The organism is Noviherbaspirillum phoenicis (assembly GCF_047237965.1).
Classification (GTDB): Bacteria; Pseudomonadota; Gammaproteobacteria; order Burkholderiales; family Burkholderiaceae_D; genus Noviherbaspirillum_A.
The window spans coordinates 776,118-791,497 of the sequence record NZ_JBDFLX010000001.1 but is presented as its reverse complement, the minus strand read 5'-3'; the positions used below and the strand labels follow the sequence as shown (position 1 = coordinate 791,497).

Below are 15,380 nucleotides of genomic sequence, written 5' to 3'. Positions count from 1 at the left end.
AAACGTGACATGACTACGCCGGCCCCTCACTCGCCGGCGACCGCAGCGCGGCCAGAGATGGTCGCGCTGTTCATTTCCGACCTGCACCTGCAGCCCTCTTCGCCGTCCACGGCATCGCTGTTCGCGGCCTTTCTGGCGCAGCATGCGTCCCGCGCCAGGCAACTCTATCTCCTTGGCGACCTGTTTGAATACTGGGCCGGCGACGACGACATCGACACGCCCTTCGTACGCGGCATCGTCGATGCGCTGGCCGCGCTCAGCGCCTCCGGCGTGGCGCTTTTCTGGATCGCCGGCAACCGGGATTTCCTGGTGGGGGACGGATTCGCCAGGGCAGCCGGCCTCACGCTGCTGCCCGATCCCTACGTGGCAAGCATCGCAGGCCGGCATATCGTCCTGACCCATGGCGACGCCCAGTGCACCGATGACGTCGACTACCAGGCGTTCCGGGCACAGGTGCGCAGCCCGCAATGGCAACAAACCTTCCTGTCGCAGCCGCTTCAGAAGCGCAAGGCGCTCATCGAAGGACTGCGCAGCGGCAGCCGCGAAGCGCAGATGGGCAAGTCGATGGAGATCATGGACGTCAATCCAATCGCGATCGACACGCTCTTTGCCCAAAGCGGCGCCGCGCTGCTGATACACGGCCACACCCATCGTCCCGGCAGGCACCAGCATGGCCACAACGTGCGCCTGGTGCTGCCGGACTGGGACGCCGACAGTCAGCCGCCGCGCGGCGGCTGGCTCGGCATCGATGTCAATGGCGCGGTGCACCGCTTCGAACTGGACGGGACAGCAACACTGCAGGCGCCAGCCGCGACGCCCGGCTGAACCGCATGGACCAGTTCAAGCAGATCTCCACCTTCGTCGACGTGGTTGGCAAGGGCAGCCTGTCGGCCGCCGCGCGCGCCGAGGGCGTGGCGCCGGCCATGATCAGCCGGCGCCTTGATGCGCTGGAAGCCAGGCTAGGCGTCAAGCTGCTGCAACGAACCACCCGGAAAATCGCCCTCACCCATGAGGGCACGGCTTTTCTGGAAAGCTGCCAGCGTATCCTTGCCGACCTGGAAAACGCCGAAGCCTCGGTCGCCGAGCGCAGCGCCAATGCCACCGGCCATCTGTCGATCTCGGCGCCGGCAGGCTTTGGCCGCCTGCATGTCGCACCGCTGATGCCCTCTTTCCTTGCCGAGCATCGCGACGTCAGCCTGACCCTTAATTTGAACGACCGCATGGTCGACCTGATCGGCGAAGGCGTGGACGTCGCCGTGCGGATTGCCTCGCTGACCGACTCCGGCCTGATCGGCGTCAAACTGGCCGACAACCAGCGGGTGGTGGTTGCCTCCCCCGCTTATCTGCAGCGCTACGGCCACCCCGAATCGCTCGACGATCTCGCCTCCCACAACTGCCTGCCGATCAGCAGCGAAGGCAGCCAGCGCGGCTGGGTGTTCCGCCACAACGGCCGCAACGTCACGCTCAAGGTTTCCGGCAACATGGGCTGCAACGACGGCGCGGTGCTGCATGACTGGGCTCTGGCCGGCAAGGGCCTGGCGTGGCGATCGATGTGGGAAGTCGGCGCGGCCATCGAGGCCGGCCAGCTGGTGACGGTGCTGGACGAGTTCGCCGCGCCGGGCAACGCGATCTACGCCGTGTTTGCGCAGCGCCAGCATTTGCCGTTGCGCATCCGCGCCTTCGTCGAATTTCTCCGGCGCGCCTACGCCCGGCCGGACTACTGGCGCCGCGGCGCCGGCTCCTAGAGCGCCTCTGCCTGCCCTGCTTAATGAAAAATGCCGGCCGGATCGCTCCGGCCGGCATTCGGTCAAGTCAGGCCAGGCAGTACGGCCTCACTTGTAAAGCATCTCCGGCAGCCACATGCCGATCGCAGGGAACATGTACAACAGGATCAGGGCGATGATCTGCAGTCCCATGAATGGCAGCATTCCCAGGAAGATCTGGTTCAGGGTCACATGCGGCGGCGATACGCCCTTCAGATAGAAAGCCGACATCGCCACCGGCGGCGACAGGAAGGCAGTCTGCAGGTTCATAGCCACCAGCAGCCCGAAGAACAGCGGATCGATGTTGTAATGCCCCAGCAGCGGCACGAAGATCGGCATGAAGATCACGATGATCTCGGTCCATTCCAGCGGCCAGCCCAGCAGGAAGATCACGACCTGCGCCAGGATCATGAACTGCAGCGGCGTCAGGTCCATCGACAATACCCAGGCATTGATGATTTCCTGGCCACCCAGCAGCGCGAAGGCGGCCGAGAAAATGCTGGAGCCAACGAAGAGCCAGCACACCATCGCACTGGTCTTGGCCGTCAGGTAAACCGATTCGCGCACCATGCCGAAGTTGAGACGCCGGTAGGCTGCCGCGAGGAACAGCGCGCCCAATGCGCCCATCGCCGCTGCCTCGGTTGGCGTGGCGAGTCCGAACACGATACTGCCCAGCACCGCCAGAATCAGGAACATCAGCGGGAACAGCGAGCCGAGCAGCATCTTGAACACTTCCAGCCTGGCGAAGGTGAAGATCGCATAGAACACGAGCAGCGCAGCCAGCCCGATCGCCAGCGCAACCCAGTATCCCTGCGGCGCCGGTTTCGCGGCAGGCTGGTCAGGCGAAGGAACGGCGGGCGCGGCAGGCTTCGTCGTGGCATTGGCCGCGCCCTGGGGCGCCTGCACGGGCGGCGCCTGCGATGCCGCGTCCGACGGCGGCGGCTCGGCCAGCCCACCGGATGCCAATGGCTCTGCCAGCCCTCCCTCTGCCACAGGCTCGGCAAGCCCGCCATCCGTGCCCGGCTCGGCCAGTCCGCCGTCGGTATTGCTGTCCGACAGCGCGGTGCTTTCCGTTCCCATCTCGACCAGTTCCGTCTTTGCTTCTTCGGGCGCAGTCACGATCGGATACACCGCCGCCATCATCGCGAGAAACGCGAACGCCGGCAGCAATGCAATCAGCAGTTGCGACATCAGCGTCTTTGAAGGAACGCCGACATTGCGCTTGCCCTTGATTGCCGCGAGCAGCCCCGGCACCGCGCGGCGGCCGCCAGCGCTCTCTATCGCCACCGCGTAAGGCGGCAAGGCCACCTTGCGATCCTCCGCCGATAGCGGCGGCGCCAGATGCGGCTTGAGCTTGGCCACCACGATCACATAGACCACATACAGTGTGGCCAGCAACAGGCCGGGGAAGAAGGCGCCCGCATACAGCTTGACCACGGACACGCCTGCCGTTGCGCCATACACGATCAGCAGCACCGAAGGCGGGATGATGATGCCCAGCGCGCCACCCGCCGTGATGGCGCCGGCCGACAGCTGCGTGCCGTAACCAGCCTTCAGCATGGCCGGCAAGGCCAGCAATCCCATCAGCGTCACCACCGCGCCGACGATGCCGGTCGCGGTCGCAAACACGGCGCATGTCACGATGGTGGCCACAGCCAGCGAGCCGGGGACCCGGGCCATCGCCAGGTGCAGGCTGCGGAACAGTTTCTCGATCAGGTTGGCGCGTTCGACCAGATAGCCCATGAAGATAAACAACGGGATCGAAATGAGCACGTCATTGGCCATGACGGAATAGGCGCGCTGCACCATCAGGTCCAGTGTCTGCTGGACCGCCAGGTCGGGGTTCTGGCTGCGGTAGGCAAACCAGGTGAAGATCACGCCCATTCCCATCAGCGTGAACGCTGTTGGAAAGCCCAGCATGATCGCCACGACGATCAGCGCCAGCATCAGCAGGCCGAGGTGGCCATTCGTCATCTCCGACGGCGGCGGCATCAGCACGAACAGGCTGATGACGATGGCAACCAGGATGGAGACGCCAAACCAGACTTCTTTTCTCATGTTTTGCTCCCTGCCTTGGCGTCGACGTACTTGTCCAGGCCGGCGATATCCGCGTCACTGACCTGGACCATATCCTTGAGCTTCTCCACATCGACTTCCTCGACGTCCTTCTTGCGCGCCGGCCATTCGCCTTCGCGCAGGCATATCACGCATCGAATGATTTCAACCACGCCCTGAAGCAGCAGCAGTGCGCCTGCGATCGGGATCGTCGTCTTGAAGAAGTAAAGTGGCGGGCCGTTGGCTGTCAGCGTCGAATGCTCGGCGATAGCCCAGGACTCCGCCGCATAGCTATAGCCAGCCCAGACCAGTGCAATGATGCCGGGAATAAAAAACAGAAAATACAAGAGCAGGTCCAGCCCCGCCTGCAAGCGCGGCGGGAAGAAACCGTACAGTACATCGCCGCGGACATGGCCATTCTTGGCCAGGGTATAGGCGCCTGCCATCATGATGATGGTCCCGTACATCATGATCATCAGGTCAAAGGACCATGGATTGGGACTGTTGAGCACATAGCGGGAAAACACTTCCCAGGAAATCAGCAGCGTCAGCGTGAGGACCAGCCAGGAAAACACCTGCCCGACCCAACTGCTTATGCCGTCGACCACAAATAAGAAACGTTGCATGCTGCCGCCTCCCGATTCTGCAGAAAAATCTCAAACAACATGACCGGCTGCGATGCCGGCACAGTAAAACGCCACCCGGCCGGGCCGGGTGGCGTCTGCAACAATGTCGAGATGGAATCAGGTCTTCTTCGGTGCGGCGGCTTTCTTGGCGAAATAATGGTTGTAGGCCATGCGACGGTTATTGTTCGTATCCATGTCCCACTTCATTGCCCGCTCGGCAAATGCCCGCTGCGACGCCTCGACTTCCTTGAAGAGCGCATTGTCGGCGCCCTTCTTCGCCACCACATCGTCCCAGATCGTCAGCTGCGCCTGCAGCAACGCATCGGGCGTCTTGTAGAACTTGACGTTGTTCTTGGTCTGCAATTCGATATAGTCCTTGGAATAGCGGTCGATTGCTTTCCACGACATGTCGGCAGATGACGCTTCCACCGCATTGGCGATGATGGCCTTCATCTTGTCTGGCAGGCCGTTGAACTTGGTCTTGTTGAACGTAATTTCGAATTGCTCCGAACTCTGGTGGAAGCTCTGCAGCATGCAGACCTTGGAGACGTCCGGGAACCCGAGCACGCGATCGGAGGTGGCATTGTTGAACTCGGCCCCATCCAGCAGCCCGCGGTCCATCGCCGGGACGATTTCGCCACCAGGAAGCGCATTCACCGCAGCGCCCATTGCTGTAAAGAGATCGATCGCCAGGCCATTGGTACGGAACTTGAGTCCCTTGAAGTCTTCCGGCTTGGTGATGGGCTTCTTGAACCAGCCCAGGGGCTGCGTTGGCATAGGCCCGGTCAGGAAGGACACGATATTGGCGCCGATCGACGTGTAAAGCTTATCGAGCAGTTCCTTACCGCCGCCGTATTTGTGCCAGGCAAGAACCATGTTGGCATCCATGCCGAATACCGGGCCGGAGGTCCACAAGGCAATCGCGCTTTGTTTGCCATAGTTATAGCCCATCACGCCGTGGCCACCATCCAGAGTGCCCTTGGACACCGCGTCGAGCAGGCCAAAGGCAGGCACCACGGCGCCTGCTGGCAACACTTCGATCTTCAGATCACCGCCGGTCATGTCATTGACCTTCTTGGCGAAATCGAGCGCGTACTCGTGGAAGATGTCCTTGCTCGGCCAGGTACTCTGAAAGCGCATTTGCGTCGCTCCCTGAGCTGACGCGATCATCGGAAAGCTGGCCGCAGTGGCGGTCCCCGCAATGGCCTTTCCCAAGAACTTGCGGCGTGGTGAGGTTTTGGTTGCTACAACGCTTTTGCTCAACTTATTCATGATGCCTGTCTCCGTATCATTAAAGTTTTAACTTCGCGTGATTTTCTGCACGATCTTTTCTTCGGATGAGAAGCCCGGACCGATGCCATGATCCGAAAACCCACCGAGTCATTTGCATGCCAACCACGACGACCTTCTTCGGGCCATCTTCATTGTTGAGATGCAGCGCATTTTATAAACCTTTATTGCAAATTACTCAATAGAAAGATAATCGCGTATTGAGACATCACAGAACCGGTTTGAACGGAAAAGCGGGCTGACACGAAGTCGCGATAGGGCAATCTGTGCCGTTAAGGCACTATGAGCCCAGCAAAGGCAAAAGCAGAGGAAGAGGAAGGGACAGACGCAGGAAGGCACAGACGGAGAGGAAGGGACAGAAATAAAAAAACCCCGGCTTGCCGGGGTTTTTTTCAACATGCAACGTCGCTTATTCGGGACGGATGTTCGATGCTTGCTTGCCCTTAGGACCGGTGGTCACTTCGAACGAAACGCGCTGGTTTTCCTGCAGCGACTTGAAGCCGCTCGACTGGATCGCGGAGAAGTGCGCGAACAGATCTTCGCCGCCTTCGTCCGGGGTGATGAAACCAAAGCCCTTCGAATCATTGAACCACTTTACAGTACCATTTGCCATACAAATTCCTATTTCAGTTAAGTTGGGTTTTACCCGATACATCGTTTCAACCAAGTAAGGAATGACAGACTGATACTGCACCACTACTAGCTCGAATCTCAACGATGCGGCGAATTATACGTCATTACGCGCTGCAAGGTGAAAAAAAAACCTGCCGCGCCTTTTTAGCCTACGAGTCTGCTAGCGACACGTTGCCGCGCATCCAATCCATCGGAGATTTCTTTGATCGTCGAGCGAGACTTTTGCTTCAAACAATAACCCCGCTTGTAAACACTGGTCACTGTGTACTGCCCTTTTGTCAACATTTCGAGCTTGAGCCGAAGCTGGAATATCGTAACCCGGATGTTGCTTCCTTCCGTGGATTTTCCTGTCGATTTAAACAACATGGCCAAGTCAGCTAGTGGAATTACGGTGCCCATTTGACTCAGAAAAAGTTCCATTAAAGCAAATTCAGACCGGCTTAGATGTACACCATCTCCGAAAAACAATAACGCGCGAGACTCGCTGATCAAAGAAAGCGCACCGTATAACACTTTTGTTTTTACGATATTCTTTCGTTTCAATGCCGAGAATATCCTTCTCGCCAACTCGACAGTTTCAAGAGGGAAAAAAGTCCAATCAGAAATAATATCGGGCAATTCGCGTATTTCGGACAGCAATTCCGGCGAATTGAATACCGCAATCAGCGGCAGGAGACGGGTCGCATTTCCTGCCTGCCCTAGAAACGCGAGCTCTTTCCGGTCCATAGACTGCAAAGACTCAATCGTTAGAAGGTCTGTGGCTTCGACTAAGATGACCGATGCTCCGTCCATCTCAATTAAAAAGTCTTTGACCTGCGGCTTTTCTTCAAAACGCGTAACGATCATCTGGATAGGGTCCGTTTCACAGCACAGCTGCAAAAGTGTATTGGCAAGCGTGCAGTAATTTAACATGATCGCGTCAAACAGACGTTCGCCAATCACTTTTAGTTCCAACCGCATTTACAGTTTCTCCAGGGAATTTAATTTGATTAAACCTACGGTTTGCAAAGCCCGAACGAAGAGCGAGCAAGCGGGATCGTATGTTTCAAAATTTCAACCTGAAGTTCCTGAAATTTTTTGGAGAAAATAAATAAACTTTGTTGTGCCGGTCGCTCGACGAAGATCGAACAAAAATGCAAAAATCAGCAACGAACGGGGATTTTCAATCTTTGACTCAGGCCTGCACATTGGCTTTTTAGTTGCTCATCAAGCAGGTGCAAGAATATGTACGCGATGCGAATAAATCAGGGAAACCGAGACTTCGTCAGAGCCCACCATGAGCCAGACCTCAGAAGAAGGGAACGCAACCGCTTTTCTCCACTTTGCCCAACAGAATACGCATAAAATGAAAAGGTGTCGGGTCACCAATACTCAGGAAAATTGTTTACTTTGGGATTTTTTATAGAGCTGACGACGATACCTGAGTCGTCCATACATACAAGCGAAAGCTCAAAGCCGATATATCAGTAAAAATCGAAATGCTGAAGGTTCACGCTGCTTATTTCTCGCATGACTCATGATTTTTTAAAAAGGTCAGAGGTCATGCCCACCACATTGCATTCGTAAAGAAATCTTATCACCGCAACCAACCGCACGCGCGCATTCATCAATCGCTTCTCACTGGCTCAGTAAATATGTAGCCTACAGAATGAACAACTTTAATTGGCTGGGACCGAGGATACGCTTCGTGAAGTTTGCGGCGAAGTCTACTTACAATCGAATCAAGACGGCGATTGTCATAAGATAAAGGATCCAGCCCAAAGCCTATTGCAATAATATCCTTCCTCTTTACTGGCTTCCCAATAGACTTTATCAGCATATCCATTAAGCTGACTTCCAAATGGCTCAGCGTCAAGGAGGTGCCAGATGGGGCTACCAAGCGCCATTCGTTACGATGGAAATGCCATTGGGCTGCCGGGGCGGATTCCTGACTCGTGTTGGCACGGCGATATATATTTCTTATATAAGCCATAAGTTCTTCGGTTTCTACAGGCTTTGATAAAAATGCATCTGCGCCGCTGGAAATTAATTCAAGGCGATCGGCAGTTTTAAAATTGGAAGCGAGGATGACAATTCCAAGCGACTGAAGATTTCGTAGAGACCTAATTTTCTTAACAGCCAACACCTCCGCAAAGCCAAAGAAGTCTAGATCGAATATTACAACGTCAACATGTCTATTGAATAAATGCATAGTAAGCTGCACAAGATCATTGACGATGGTAGCCTCAAATCCATGTTCTCTGAGTTTTTTTTCAAGATTGAAATGCTGAACTGCCTTGTAGTCGACGACAACCACTTGAATCATCTCTCCTCCGATATTTTAAAATCAGTCTATTTTTCATCTCCCGACTTTGGCAGCCACAGCATTTCAAATGCCTGAACGCTTAAATCAGAAAATACTGGGCAAAATGGTGTTACCGACACCTGTGGCTGAATTACCAGTTTCGAAAGAGTAAAAGCTTTAATTACCAAAGGCCCTGCAAAATTTGCACGAACTATGTCGAGCAGTAACAAAGACAATTTGGCTCAACAGCAAAGTTGAGACGAATACTTGACCCAGAGAAACAATGTCTCACGATCATTGCTATAGATTTTAAAATTGCTCGTGTCAGTGGAGAATTATTTTCTCTAACATACCGCGTTATTGCTAACACAAGTCATATACTAATGGTTACAAATGGGGATGTGCAATAAGAAAGATGAAACGAAGTAACAGAAATATCAGAATCGATACAAACTGGTCGACTACCTGAGAGAGCAAGGTGCCAAGATTAACAAAGGGTAAAAATCTGGTTTCAAATGGCACTCGCTGGATCGATTTAGCACGAACACGTTCCTTACAACGCTTACCGCCAACGGAGTCGAATGATGAGGATTATTTTGAAAGTCATAGGGAAAGAACTCTTCAATATGCTCGACGCGAGTAAGGAAGAGTTACAGGCCGTGTCTCCCAGGCTAGGTGCGCAGCAGGATCAATTCGAGTGGGATATTACTGATATCGGTGCCTTGCGTCCAGAACACCTGCTTAGCTTTCCTGATCGACCATCCGCATTATTGATCGACGCACAGGAACCTGCATACGTGCAAAAGATTCAATTGCTTGAGAAGAAAGAACTTACTTTCATCAAGAACCCGCCTTTCCTGCCAATCGTCATGTCGCCTATTGTTCTGATTTTCAGATCGACTGCGGCATTGGCGGAAGCGCCTGATTTCCCTGACTTCGTGGCCGACTGGGTATGCACGCCGGTGTCGATGTCGGATCTAGGTCGCCGCACCATCGCCGCGCTCCGAAGAAAAAATATCCTGAAAACCAAGCTGCATTTTGGATCATTAACTTTGATTCCGGACGTGCGGCTGCTGTCGTTTCAGTCCAAGGCAATCCACTTAACGCCGTCCGAATGTGCCTTGGCGGAGCTGTTTCTTAATCAGATGGGGACAGTCATCTTGATCAAAGATTTGGTCGCCTTGTTTAAATCCAGCGGCAAGTCGACTGAGGGAAGTAACATCAGAGTGACCATCTTCCAGCTGCGGCTGAAACTGGAAATGCTGACGAAGTCTCAATACACCCTTGCAAGCGTTTACAAACAAGGCTATGTGCTGCGCCCCAAAAATCGGCCAACGCAAGCTAATAGCGCTGTTGGGGAAGACAATCAAAACTGTACCAGCAGTTATCTGGAACAGCATCAATACCTGACTATCCGCGACCGATGAACGGCATGTTCGTTGCCATTACGGTCATGAATTGGACGTTGGCATGCAAAGGCAAACCAGCCATATACGAGACTGCGTCAGCAACGTAGCGAGTTTCGAAAGTTGGTTCTATCGCCGTGGAACCATTGGCTTGAAGGATACCCCGCTCCATTTTCTCGGTCATATCCGTAGAGGCATTCCCTATGTCTATTTGCCCGCAGGCAATGTCGTACTTGCGCCCATCAAGAGAAGTCGCTTTTGTCAATCCTGTGATGGCATGTTTCGTAGCCGTATAGGTAGCCGAATGTGGTCTTGGAGCATGCGCCGAGATCGAGCCGTTGTTGATGATTCTTCCTCCACGAGGAAGCTGGTTCTTCATTAATCGAAATGCTGCCCGGGTACAAAGAAAAGCCCCAGTCAGGTTCACATCAACCGCTGCTTGCCAGTTCTCCAAAGACACATCCTCAATCGACGCCGATCGAGTGAATATTCCTGCATTGTTAAATAGCAGATCTAATCTTTGGTACTCTTGCCTTACCTTTTCAAATAAAGCATCAACCTCTTCTTCTTTAGATATGTCTGCTGGCAGCACCATTGCTTTTCCACCCGAAACACTAAGCGCTGCTGTCTCTTCCAACGCTGCGCGACGTCGCCCTACCAAAATTACGACAAACCCGTCTTGAAGCAAGCGCAACGAAATAGCACGCCCTATGCCGGATCCTGCACCTGTAACTAGCGCTACTTTTTCAACTTTACTCATTATGAATACCTCGTTAGGTAACTGATCAAATGGTGAGCCAGCCCGCACAATGGTGCGACCCCGGCAGACGCGATGATAACGCCTCGTTCAGAGTCGAATCGACTTTTGACTCAAATGGGAGTAAGTGAAGGCAAGTTTCAATCAAATAAGCCGAGAACCTGCTGCAGGGTACTCAGCTTTAGTCTCTAAAGATAGAACCACTCGCACCATCACCCTAACCACATTGACAGTGCGAGAAAATATGTAGCTTTTCGGATCTAGCAAAAAATCCGCAAATTTTGTTTTCCAGTCACTTGTCTGGTCATTTTTTTTAGCGCAGATAACTGACGCCAGGGGTGTGAATAGTGGTGTCGGAGTACTCCGTTCGACTAGTGGCGACGTTTCGAACGGTCAAAATGTTGCAGTGACGTTGCCCCCTTTCCCAACAGATTGCTCCGGAGAAGCGTGCTACTTGCCGCATGACTCAGCTGCGGTTACCTACGTATTCCTTCACCCGTTGAAGCTATGCAAAGAGCAGCGCGCCATATCCTTCCTCTGCAGTTTTATAAAACGTCGCGCCGAATGCCAAAATTTTTCATTTTTAACTGTCTTCCGCTACTTCCAGGTCACGTTTGATAAATTAATGTATGCCTCAGGTAGCGCAAACATTACTCATCAGTGATACCTTGCCGCCTGAAGCTTTTCTCAGGTAGCGCTTGAGGTGACTTGAAGGAATTTATTGGGTTGACTTGTGAGAACGCGTCACGATGTAACCTCGACGTTACATTTAGATGTCTAGCTCTGAATCAAGTCAAACAAACCGATTAACCTCGTAACGTTTTTCAATACCGTCAGAGGACATTCACCATCGCTCTGCCCTCGACGTATGCGCCCGGATGCCATATACAGCATTGTAGCGATAGCAGATCGGAATCTTACCTGCTTGTGGGCGTTAGCCGACCAAAAGTGACTATACCTAGCACTCCGTAATATCCCAGAATCGCCTAGGTGCCCGGACGGACCAAACTTTTCAGATGAAATAAAAAAATTCTTGACCGAAACGAATGTCCGGGGCAACAATTGTATACTATTGGTGGCCAAATATTGTAATTATTGGTACCAAAGTCCCCGGTCGGTAGCCTGATGTGACTGTCGATCCGGGATCATTTCTCTATTGAACTAGGAACGCGATATGGCAACTGGCACCGTGAAATGGTTTAACGACTCCAAAGGGTTCGGCTTCATTACTCCTGATGGTGGCGGAGAAGATTTGTTCGCACACTACTCTGCGATACAGATGCCCGGCTTTAAAACGCTAAAAGAAGGACAGAGGGTGGACTTCGATCCCATCCAAGGAGCGAAGGGAAAGCAAGCAGCTAATATCCAGGCGGTGTAAAACACTGGGGCTTTGCGGCGCAATTCGACCTGTGTATCGAGCGCCGCCCTAAGGTCCATGCAAGTCTTCCTTTTTTTCCCAACATCACTTGCTGCTGTTCCCAACTGTTTGATGACTTGTGGCAAGGATCCCTTTTGCCCTAGACATCGTCCCAATGGCATTGACTTTTCAACAAAAATGGTTCACTTCGGCCTTGGGCTCTGGGATAAAATGACCTTATCCGGTGAAGCACAAGCGTCCCGAGAAGCTCACTCCTGCAGGATACCCATTTTGGTTGCTTCGTAAACCGCTCGCCCCCTTGAGCTGACTCCTAACTTTCGGTAAATATTACGAACGTGCTGAGCAACCGTATGACAGGAGATAGCAAGCTTTTCTGCGATTTCACGAAACGCCAACCCAAGCGCAAGTTCGCGCAAAACCTGGCTTTCGCGTTCTGTCAGCATTTCAGAGACAGAATCAGTAGAACGTCTTGAAGAGACCGGGTGGCTTTGTTTCTCCGCTCCGTGCCTTCTGACGACGTGCAGGAGCTTTTTTGCCACCACGGGACTGAGCGGAGAAGCTCCTGCATGCAAGTCATGCAACGCGGAGATAAAAGCACTTGGCTCGATGCTTTTCAGAAGATACCCGGCAGCACCTCTTTCGATTGCGGACAAAATATTCAGCTCATCATCGAAGAGACTGATAATCATTGTGTTTGCTTGCGGCCGCAGAGAAGTAATTTCAGAAAGCAAATCTAGGCCACTCATATCCGGCAAAGCCAGATCCAGCAAGTAAATATCGGCATTGACGTCCTGAATTAATTGACGGCCCTGCCGGCCATCCACGGCTGTTCCAACGAGCAAAAAATCGGAATCCGATTTTATAATCTCAGTAAAATGCGCCAGAAATATTGGATGACCTTCAATGACGGCAATGGTGATCGGCATGATTAAATTATTACCGCGATTTCCAGTTTCTTATTCACTCTAGCGACTTATCGGCGCGAAAGTGTAACTGATATCAGCACGACCCGGTCTCGATTTGATGTCGCTATGAAATTGTAACCACCACACTTCCGCAAGTGTCTTTCAGGAGATTTTGAGCCAGCCACAGAGGCGTTTTTTCAAAAAGCGCATGCGAACAGGAGAGCGAAAAAATTTCCTAAAGAAAAATATAATTCGTGTACGATTTCGCCGTGGGTGGAATTTCCCATATCATGAGGATTTAGCACACCGGGCATCGCAGCACTAGCGATGTCGGCCAGTTGCAGTCCGCATCAACCGACCGTACACAAAGAAAGCATGGCTTCGAATTTACTGATCCCGGTACCGGCGCACCTGTTGAGCGTTGGTAAGGCACTACCTCGCTCTGTCTATTCTGCCAATGGCGACTTGCTGCTATCGCAAGGCTTTGTGATCGAGTCTGCGGAACAGATAGCTACATTGGTCGACAGTGGCTATCTTCGGCAGAATGAATTTGATGCTAAAGCTGAAAGAGGCAAACCGGGTGCGAATGAAACTGCTCCTGCGGTGGCCGGACAGGCTTCCGCGTCGGAACAAGGCAGTGACGAAAAAGTCCTTATGGATGAAGTAAGGTGGCAAGTCGGGGAAACTTTTTTTCTTCATCAACAGGGTTTATCGGCTCGGTACACCGCTCGCTTTATCGGCTATGTTAAAAATCGCACAGTCCTTGTCACGATGCCCATCGTTGATGACAAATATGTTCTGATTCGCGATAGTCAAATATTCATTGTCCGCGCTTTTTCCGGAAAGAAGGCATACGCATTCAGCGCCTATGTAGTGAAATCCGTCCACTCTCCTCATCCGTACTTACACTTGTCCTATCCGAAAGAGCTTAGCTGTGCAACCATCAGGCATCGCGCGCGCATACCTGTCAGTATCATCGCGTCGGTTTCAATGAACGCGCATGAGGAAAATGTCGCGGCAATTATTGCTGATATGAGTCTCGGCGGCGCCTCGGCTAACATCAGGCATCCTTTCGGGGAAGTAGGTCAGCGGGGTCGAATTAAATTCAAGATCAATGCGGTCGGCGAGACAGCGTTCGTTGACCTTGGCATCATACTCAGATCAATCGTGCCCAGCGATAACGGTAGCGGCTGCAAGCATGGGTACGAATTTACAGACCTTTCCACTCACGACCGACTTGTGTTGTCAGCCTATTTCCATCAGGCAGAGATGGAACGAAACTGAACCGAGAAATGGGGATTATTGCCCTGCTGTGAAGTTATGGCTTTTTTCTTATGTTTAACCAGGCCGTGGCTCCTCCGCTCATTGCAATCATCAGCATTCCGATCCAGGCCCAGAAGTCTGGCGCATGGTCGAAAAATAGCCAGCTCATCATTGCGGCAAAGCCGATTTGTGCATACGTAAAGGGCATCAAGCTGGAGGTACCGGCGCGGCTGAACGCCATAATAAGTAATAAGTGTCCTACCGTTCCCAATATGCCAATCAAGAGCAGCATGCTGCCATGCGTAACGTTTGCCGGGGTAAAAAAGTTGAGCAATTCCTTTCGCTCAAGCATGAGGAAAGGAAAGAGCAGCAAACTGCCGATAACGCCACTATAGAACTGGGTTGTGTATGGGTTTTCGAGAACGGCAAGCTTACTGGTAATTAAGCTGTAGCCGCTGGAGATAACCATCGCCAGCAGCGGGATGATAACGACCCAACCAAACAGTCCACTTCCCGGCCGGATAACAATGATCGTGCCCAGAAACCCGCTGGTGACGAGAGCCCAACGTAATTTTCCAATGCGCTCATTGAACAACCAGCCAGCACATGCCGTGATTAAGACTGGAGACAACATAATGATCGCGGTGAATTCGGCCAAGGGCATTTGACGCATACTGAAAAATGCCAGAACACTAATCGAGGCCAGCAGCACTCCACGCAAAAGCTGGAAGCGAGGATGCAAAGTGCGGAAGCCCGAAATGCCACGAATCTTTCCTACCACTACCGCCATGATGCTGGCCTGGATTGTATACCTGCACCACAGCACCAGGACGACGGACAGGAAGTTGCCAAGATACTTGGTGGCAGCATCCATGGAGGAAAAGAGAAAGGTTGACGCCACGATCATTGCGACAGCGGCGGAGGCGTTGTTATTGCTCATCCTCACCATGATAGCGCAGCGGGGAAGATTTACATACAGCAACTGTCGTCGAGAGACGGGAGTGCGGATCTGACTGTAAA

The 15,380-nt window shown here is 52.9% G+C and carries 14 protein-coding genes; 5 read left to right on the top strand and 9 right to left on the bottom strand.

The features are described from left to right. Window positions 1–9 precede the first annotated feature (9 nt). Both ABC383_RS03690 and ABC383_RS03685 read left to right on the top strand, forming a co-directional pair. The gene (locus tag ABC383_RS03690; protein WP_413012029.1) at window positions 10–825 is read left to right on the top strand and encodes a UDP-2,3-diacylglucosamine diphosphatase; all 816 of its coding nucleotides are present in this window, start codon (window positions 10–12) and stop codon (window positions 823–825) included. Between the two features lie 5 nt (window positions 826–830). Further along, window positions 831–1,745 (top strand): LysR family transcriptional regulator, encoded by a 915-nt coding sequence (locus ABC383_RS03685; RefSeq protein ID WP_413012028.1) that lies wholly within the window; start codon window positions 831–833, stop codon window positions 1,743–1,745. Window positions 1,746–1,832: 87 nt separating this feature from the next. Here the strand turns inward: ABC383_RS03685 and ABC383_RS03680 are convergent, their stop codons facing one another. The 6 genes from ABC383_RS03680 to ABC383_RS03655 form a co-directional block, all read right to left on the bottom strand. Next, window positions 1,833–3,821, bottom strand: coding sequence for a TRAP transporter large permease (locus ABC383_RS03680; protein ID WP_413012027.1), 1,989 nt, complete (start codon window positions 3,819–3,821; stop codon window positions 1,833–1,835). Continuing rightward, on the bottom strand, window positions 3,818–4,444 hold the full coding sequence (locus ABC383_RS03675) for a TRAP transporter small permease subunit (RefSeq protein ID WP_413012026.1): 627 nt from the start codon (window positions 4,442–4,444) through the stop codon (window positions 3,818–3,820). The genes ABC383_RS03680 and ABC383_RS03675 overlap by 4 nt, the downstream gene beginning before the upstream one ends. A gap of 117 nt (window positions 4,445–4,561) precedes the next feature. Further along, complete coding sequence (locus tag ABC383_RS03670) at window positions 4,562–5,716, bottom strand: TRAP transporter substrate-binding protein (protein WP_413012025.1); 1,155 nt, start codon at window positions 5,714–5,716, stop codon at window positions 4,562–4,564. A gap of 427 nt (window positions 5,717–6,143) precedes the next feature. Then, entirely contained in the window at window positions 6,144–6,347 is a 204-nt protein-coding gene (locus tag ABC383_RS03665) for a cold-shock protein (RefSeq protein ID WP_194711028.1), read from the bottom strand. Between the two features lie 164 nt (window positions 6,348–6,511). Further along, window positions 6,512–7,327: a winged helix-turn-helix domain-containing protein gene (locus tag ABC383_RS03660; RefSeq protein WP_413012024.1), complete on the bottom strand. Its 816-nt coding sequence runs from the start codon at window positions 7,325–7,327 to the stop codon at window positions 6,512–6,514. 646 nt (window positions 7,328–7,973) lie between these two features. Continuing rightward, the gene (locus ABC383_RS03655; protein ID WP_413012023.1) at window positions 7,974–8,672 is read right to left on the bottom strand and encodes a response regulator transcription factor; all 699 of its coding nucleotides are present in this window, start codon (window positions 8,670–8,672) and stop codon (window positions 7,974–7,976) included. A 560-nt stretch (window positions 8,673–9,232) separates the two neighbouring features. Between ABC383_RS03655 and ABC383_RS03650 the strand changes: the two genes are divergently transcribed. Continuing rightward, the gene (locus tag ABC383_RS03650) at window positions 9,233–10,078 is read left to right on the top strand and encodes a winged helix-turn-helix domain-containing protein (RefSeq protein ID WP_413012022.1); all 846 of its coding nucleotides are present in this window, start codon (window positions 9,233–9,235) and stop codon (window positions 10,076–10,078) included. Here the strand turns inward: ABC383_RS03650 and ABC383_RS03645 are convergent. Beyond that, window positions 10,062–10,817, bottom strand: coding sequence for an SDR family oxidoreductase (locus ABC383_RS03645; protein ID WP_413012021.1), 756 nt, complete (start codon window positions 10,815–10,817; stop codon window positions 10,062–10,064). The two genes, ABC383_RS03650 and ABC383_RS03645, sit on opposite strands and share 17 nt — an antisense overlap. A 1,171-nt stretch (window positions 10,818–11,988) precedes the next feature. Between ABC383_RS03645 and ABC383_RS03640 the strand changes: the two genes are divergently transcribed. Continuing rightward, window positions 11,989–12,192, top strand: coding sequence for a cold-shock protein (locus ABC383_RS03640; protein ID WP_217344841.1), 204 nt, complete (start codon window positions 11,989–11,991; stop codon window positions 12,190–12,192). A 248-nt stretch (window positions 12,193–12,440) separates the two neighbouring features. Here ABC383_RS03640 and ABC383_RS03635 read toward each other — a convergent pair whose 3' ends face one another. Further along, window positions 12,441–13,118: a response regulator gene (locus ABC383_RS03635; protein ID WP_413012020.1), complete on the bottom strand. Its 678-nt coding sequence runs from the start codon at window positions 13,116–13,118 to the stop codon at window positions 12,441–12,443. A 354-nt stretch (window positions 13,119–13,472) separates the two neighbouring features. Between ABC383_RS03635 and ABC383_RS03630 the strand changes: the two genes are divergently transcribed. Further along, window positions 13,473–14,381, top strand: a complete 909-nt coding sequence (locus tag ABC383_RS03630) for a flagellar brake protein (RefSeq protein WP_413012019.1) — start codon at window positions 13,473–13,475, stop codon at window positions 14,379–14,381. Window positions 14,382–14,415: 34 nt separating this feature from the next. On the opposite strand, the gene ABC383_RS03625 is transcribed toward ABC383_RS03630, so the two are convergent. Beyond that, complete coding sequence (locus ABC383_RS03625; protein WP_413012018.1) at window positions 14,416–15,300, bottom strand: DMT family transporter; 885 nt, start codon at window positions 15,298–15,300, stop codon at window positions 14,416–14,418. Window positions 15,301–15,380 lie beyond the last annotated feature (80 nt).

Excerpts from the sequence above, each read along its gene's own strand:
- ABC383_RS03650 (WP_413012022.1), top strand. The coding sequence starts at position 9,233 with ATGATGAGGATTATTTTGAAAGTCATAGGGAAAGAACTCTTCAATATG.
- ABC383_RS03675 (WP_413012026.1), bottom strand. The coding sequence starts at position 4,444 with ATGCAACGTTTCTTATTTGTGGTCGACGGCATAAGCAGTTGGGTCGGG.
- ABC383_RS03625 (WP_413012018.1), bottom strand. The coding sequence starts at position 15,300 with ATGAGCAATAACAACGCCTCCGCCGCTGTCGCAATGATCGTGGCGTCA.
- ABC383_RS03685 (WP_413012028.1), top strand. The coding sequence starts at position 831 with ATGGACCAGTTCAAGCAGATCTCCACCTTCGTCGACGTGGTTGGCAAG.
- ABC383_RS03690 (WP_413012029.1), top strand. The coding sequence starts at position 10 with ATGACTACGCCGGCCCCTCACTCGCCGGCGACCGCAGCGCGGCCAGAG.
- ABC383_RS03645 (WP_413012021.1), bottom strand. The coding sequence starts at position 10,817 with ATGAGTAAAGTTGAAAAAGTAGCGCTAGTTACAGGTGCAGGATCCGGC.
- ABC383_RS03660 (WP_413012024.1), bottom strand. The coding sequence starts at position 7,327 with ATGCGGTTGGAACTAAAAGTGATTGGCGAACGTCTGTTTGACGCGATC.
- ABC383_RS03665 (WP_194711028.1), bottom strand. The coding sequence starts at position 6,347 with ATGGCAAATGGTACTGTAAAGTGGTTCAATGATTCGAAGGGCTTTGGT.
- ABC383_RS03630 (WP_413012019.1), top strand. The coding sequence starts at position 13,473 with ATGGCTTCGAATTTACTGATCCCGGTACCGGCGCACCTGTTGAGCGTT.
- ABC383_RS03640 (WP_217344841.1), top strand. The coding sequence starts at position 11,989 with ATGGCAACTGGCACCGTGAAATGGTTTAACGACTCCAAAGGGTTCGGC.
- ABC383_RS03680 (WP_413012027.1), bottom strand. The coding sequence starts at position 3,821 with ATGAGAAAAGAAGTCTGGTTTGGCGTCTCCATCCTGGTTGCCATCGTC.
- ABC383_RS03670 (WP_413012025.1), bottom strand. The coding sequence starts at position 5,716 with ATGAATAAGTTGAGCAAAAGCGTTGTAGCAACCAAAACCTCACCACGC.
- ABC383_RS03635 (WP_413012020.1), bottom strand. The coding sequence starts at position 13,118 with ATGCCGATCACCATTGCCGTCATTGAAGGTCATCCAATATTTCTGGCG.
- ABC383_RS03655 (WP_413012023.1), bottom strand. The coding sequence starts at position 8,672 with ATGATTCAAGTGGTTGTCGTCGACTACAAGGCAGTTCAGCATTTCAAT.